Genomic DNA, 255 nt, shown 5'->3' with positions numbered 1-255 from the left:
CCAGCCCAAAGTACTGCTCCAGATGGCCTTTGCGCAGGTCCGCGTCGATCAGCAACACCCGCTTGCCGGCCGCCGCGACGACCGCCGCCAGATTCGCGGAGAGGAACGACTTGCCCACCTGTTCGGTTGGCCCCGTCAGCAGCACGCGATTGTCGCCCGACTCCGATTCAAGCATTGCAAAATGCAGCGCGGTTCTGAGCCGGCGCAGGCTTTCAATCGACGGGTCGCGCGGAAACTCGCTCGCGAGCAGAAACT

General features: G+C 63.9%; 1 pseudogene. It reads right to left on the bottom strand.

What is annotated here, in order from left to right:
* Positions 1-255, bottom strand: a pseudogene (locus AB3X96_RS42910) (tyrosine protein kinase); the annotation flags it as partial.

Source organism: Paraburkholderia sp. BR13439 (assembly GCF_040948805.1).
GTDB classification, from domain to species: Bacteria; Pseudomonadota; Gammaproteobacteria; order Burkholderiales; family Burkholderiaceae; genus Paraburkholderia; species Paraburkholderia youngii.
Note: the sequence above shows the minus strand (reverse complement) of the source record. Positions and strands in the feature narration are given on the sequence as shown.